Genomic DNA, 4,148 nt, shown 5'->3' with positions numbered 1-4,148 from the left:
CGCACTGTGAGCACACCAGCGGAGGTGGCTGCGATGGACGGTGAACGTCTCGTCGAAACGTTCGTCGAGTTGGCCGACACCCTGGTCGACGACTTCGACGTCATCGACTTCCTGCACATGCTCGTGGACCGGTGCGTCGAACTCCTCGACGTCGACGCGGCGGGCCTGCTGCTGGCCGACCAGCGGGGCAGGCTGCAACTGGTCGCGTCGTCGAACGAGCAGGTGCGGCTGCTGGAGCTCTTCCAGCTCCAGAACGACGAAGGCCCCTGCCTGGACGCGTTCGCCGCGGGCGCCAGGGTCAGCCACCCCCACCTGGCCGACGCGGAAGGGCGGTGGCCGAGGTTCACCGCGGCGGCGACCGAGGCGGGGTTCGTCGCCGTGGACGCGGTGCCCATGCGCCTGCGCCGCGAGGTGATCGGCGCGCTCAACCTGTTCCGCACCCGGTCGGGCGAGCTGGACGCGGGCGCGCTGCGCACCGCCACCGCGCTGGTCGACGTCGCCACCATCGGCCTGCTGCAACAACGTTCGATCCACCACCACCAGCTGCTGACCGAACAGCTCCAAGCCGCCCTCAACAGCCGGGTGACGATCGAACAGGCCAAGGGACTGGTCGCCGAACGACTCAAGGTCGACATGGACACCGCGTTCGCCGCGCTGCGCGGCTACGCCCGCGGGCACAACCTCAAGCTGAGCAGCGTCGCCCACGACGTCATCTCCGGCGACATCGACACCTCGCACCTGCTCAAGGCACCCGGCGGCGCCAAGCAACTCCGACGCTGACACCGACCACCTCGCGCCCCTCGGCGCGGGTGTGTGGCGCTACCGACGCAGTGTCGGTCAAAGTGCCTGCCGCATTCGGGGGTTGTCGTTCAGCGAAAATGCTCACGACGCGCCGGTGTCTCCGGCGGGCCGCACGTCCCGTCGAGGTCCGCGCAGCGCCGCGCGCAGCTCGCGGGTGGCATCGTCGGCTACTTCGCGCCGGGGCCGCGCGGCGGCGATCCGCCAGCCGGGCTGGGCGGTGGTGCCGGCCCGCTTGCCGGGGACGGGGACGTTGTGCCGCTTCAGGATGTCCTCGGCGGTCGCGTCCGTCTCGGCGGCGGCGCGCAGGGCGGCGCGGGCGGCGTCGTCCGGGGTGGACGGCGGGACCACCAGCAGCCGGGTCCGGCGGCGGTGCGGCCCGATCAGGACGACCGTGTGCGGTTCGGCGGTGCGGAAGCCCTCCAGTTCCACCACCGTGTCGCGCACGGTGAGCCGGCGCCCGCCGGGAGCCCAGGTGCCGAGGTGGAACGACACCCGCACCACCGGCAGCCCCCGCGCGGCCATGGCGGTGATCAACGGCAGGAACTCGGTCGCGGGGTCGGTGGACCGCGGCCACCAGCCGCCGTCGAGCAGGCCTCCGCCACCGGGTGCGGTTTCAGCGCCCACCGGCACTCGTGCCCCGTGCTCGGCTCGGACTGGTCTGAGGTCATCTGCGCGGTCCCGCCTCCGGCCGGTCGAACCCTGCCGGACGTCGTGGTGCGCCCGGGGCGGCGCCGGCTCGGACGTCGGCGCGCGAGCTGCCCGGGGCACACCCCAGACTACGCCGAAAAATCGTCGGGAACCGCTGTCGATCACTTTCCCCCACGGCCGCGCGCCGAATCGGTCGAAATTTCTGGAAATTTCACCCGGGGAGGTTTGGACCGGCCTTGTGCGGTGTTCTCCCCTGGTCCATCCTCAAGACAGCAGTTCCTCCGCCCGGACCCTGCGGACGCCACCTCCAGGTGAGAGGACCCTCATGGCCATCCCCGTCCGAAGCCCCGCTCGTTCACCGTCGCCCGGCGTCGTGCTCCCGCGGTCCGGGCCGCCGCCCGCTCGACTGTTCTCGGTCGCCACGCGGGCGTTGTCGTCGTCGACCGTGGTGTGCGCGGTGTCCGGGGAGGTCGACCTCTGGACGGCGCCCCGCCTGCGCGAACGCCTCGCGAAGCAGATCCGCCCGGCCGGCCCGGACCTGGTCGCCGACCTCGGCGAGGTCGTGTTCTTCGGTGCGGCGGGGCTCACCGTGCTGGTGGAGGCCCGATCCGCGGCCGACGCGTCCGGGGTGCGGTTCTTCCTCGTCGCCCGCACCCGGCCGGTCCTGCGGCCGTTGACGGTCACCGGACTGCACCTCGTGTTCGACATGTACGCGCATGTCGACGGCGTGCCGACCCGGAGCGCGCTGCCGCCTCACCGGCTCTCGCGGTCCTGAAGGCACCCGATGCTTCGCCCCGGACCCGATGTCCACGTCGCCGCCGGCAGCCCGGTGGACGACCGCGTCCGTGCGGTGGGGGCGGCCGATGTCGTGGCGTTGGAGTCGTGCGTGGCGAGGTTGCGGGCGCACGACCAGCGGCACGGCGGAGGCCGCTGCGTGGACGAGGCCGTCGGGCGGCTGCCGGCGGCCCTCGCGCTGCTGGAGCGCACCGGCACCGCGCGGATCGGCGCTGGGCTGCGCACAGCGGTGGCGGACCTGCACAACGTGGCCGGCTGGGTGTGCTTCGACACCGGCCGGACCGGTGAGGCCCTGCGCCACCTCCGCACGGCCTTGACGGTGGCGGGCGACGACGAGGCGCTCGTGTCGAACATCCACTACCGGCTGGGCCGGGTCCACCTGCACCACGACGCGCCGCGGTCGGCCCTGTCGGAGTTCCGGTCCGCCGAACGGGCGGCACGGGCGAGCGGTTCCGCGCTCGCCCTGGCGGTCGTCGCCGCGAACCAGGCGTGGGCGCACGCGAAACTGGGCTCCTCGGGACACGCGGTGGCGCTGCTGGACGAAGCCGCCGACCACCACGCGCGTGCGCGCGGCGAGCCGGTCGCGCCTTGGGCGGCCTTCTTCACCGAGGTCGAACTCGCGGCGATCGGCGGCGTCGTCCGCGCGGAACTGGCGCGCACCGACCCGGCGCAGGCCGGTCGGGCGGTGCCGCTGCTGACCAGGGCGGTCGACGGTTTCGGCCCGGACCGGGCGCGCAGCCGGACCTCCAGCCTGATCGCACTGGCCGTGTGCCACCTGCTGGACGGCCGGGTGGACACCGGCACGCGGCTGGGGGAGCAGGCGGTGGACCTGTGCCAGACCCTGGCGTCAGCGCGCACGACCGAGCGGTTGGGTCCCTTGCAGGACGCCGCGCGCGGGCATACCGCGCATCGGGGCGCCCTCGCGCTCGCGGTGCGGATCCACCGGTCGCGCGTCGTCGGAGCCGTCCACGGGTGGCCCGCCGGGGACATCACGGACTGGTGACCGGCCGGGCACGTCGTGGACCGGCGACCGCGCGCCGGGACGACGGGCCGGGGTCCAGTCGCGGGTGTGGCCCGTGCCCCCGCCATGCGATCGCGCGAGGTCGTGGGCGAGAGTCGGCGGTTCGCGCAGGACGCGCGGCGCGGAGCCCGGGGTGAGGCCGTACGGGGAGGTGTAGCTGCTGCCGGTCGCCATTGGTGGACCCACTCGTCTGATCGTCCGGGCGGTGGCGGGAAAAATTCGAATTCCACCGTGGCCGGGTAAGTCACGAGTCTACACCCGGTCGAATTTTTCGAGACTTTCGTGTTTATATTTTTTCTCAGCGGTTCCTCAGTGGAAATTGCGCCGAAGCGGCGTAGCGTGGGCTTGGTCGAGCAGTCCGCGTGTCGCGCTCCCTCCGCCACCCCCACCGGCCCACGATGGCCGCCGAGCGGTCTTGACCGAAGTCGGACAAGGCGCTCACCCGGGGCACGTCGGCGGAGCGGGGCGAGCCCGCCCGGAGGACCTCCTCCACCGAACCGCCCACGCCCGTCGGCGTGCGGCGGTTCGGTGCGGCCCGCGAACATCCACGAAGGACTCTTTGGTGCGCGGGGAAGCCGTCGCCGCCCTTCTCATCCCCCGAAAGGCATTGGCATGGCTCGAACCTACGGGTTCCTCAGCACGTTCCCCCCGACTCAGTGCGGTCTGGCCACGTTCACCGCCGCGCTCCTGCACCATCTGATCGCGGCGACCCCGGGCGGGCAGGGGCGGGTCGTCCGCGTGCTCGCCGACACCGACCGGCCGCAGGGCGCGACGCCGCCCGTGGTGTGCGAGATGGCCGCCGGCGGTGTCGAGGCGGCGGCCGAGGCGCTCAACGACTGCGACGTGGTCGTGGTGCAGCACGAGTACGGCATCTACGCCGGCC

At 73.0% G+C, this 4,148-nt stretch carries 5 protein-coding genes; 4 read left to right on the top strand and 1 reads right to left on the bottom strand.

Annotated features, from left to right (window positions below):
* The first annotated feature begins 33 nt into the window (after nucleotides 1-33).
* The gene (locus tag RIN75_RS43850) at nucleotides 34-780 is read left to right on the top strand and encodes a GAF and ANTAR domain-containing protein (protein WP_309118031.1); all 747 of its coding nucleotides are present in this window, start codon (nucleotides 34-36) and stop codon (nucleotides 778-780) included.
* 102 nt (nucleotides 781-882) lie between these two features.
* Here RIN75_RS43850 and RIN75_RS43845 read toward each other — a convergent pair whose 3' ends face one another.
* The gene (locus RIN75_RS43845) at nucleotides 883-1,425 is read right to left on the bottom strand and encodes a DUF5994 family protein (RefSeq protein WP_309118030.1); all 543 of its coding nucleotides are present in this window, start codon (nucleotides 1,423-1,425) and stop codon (nucleotides 883-885) included.
* A gap of 349 nt (nucleotides 1,426-1,774) precedes the next feature.
* Here RIN75_RS43845 and RIN75_RS43840 point away from each other — a divergent pair, with 349 nt between their 5' ends.
* The 3 genes from RIN75_RS43840 to RIN75_RS43830 all read left to right on the top strand — a co-directional run.
* Nucleotides 1,775-2,224: an STAS domain-containing protein gene (locus RIN75_RS43840; RefSeq protein WP_309118029.1), complete on the top strand. Its 450-nt coding sequence runs from the start codon at nucleotides 1,775-1,777 to the stop codon at nucleotides 2,222-2,224.
* 9 nt (nucleotides 2,225-2,233) lie between these two features.
* Nucleotides 2,234-3,247 carry a tetratricopeptide repeat protein gene (locus RIN75_RS43835; RefSeq protein WP_309118028.1) on the top strand — a complete coding sequence of 338 codons (1,014 nt, stop codon included), beginning with the start codon at nucleotides 2,234-2,236 and terminating at the stop codon, nucleotides 3,245-3,247.
* 630 nt (nucleotides 3,248-3,877) lie between these two features.
* Nucleotides 3,878-4,148, top strand: a 271-nt coding sequence (locus RIN75_RS43830; protein WP_309115846.1) for a hypothetical protein, incomplete at its 3' end; no start/stop codon positions are given.

Source organism: Saccharothrix sp. (assembly GCF_031180885.1).
Classification (GTDB): domain Bacteria; phylum Actinomycetota; class Actinomycetes; order Mycobacteriales; family Pseudonocardiaceae; genus Actinosynnema.
This window is presented reverse-complemented; position numbering and strand designations above follow the sequence as displayed.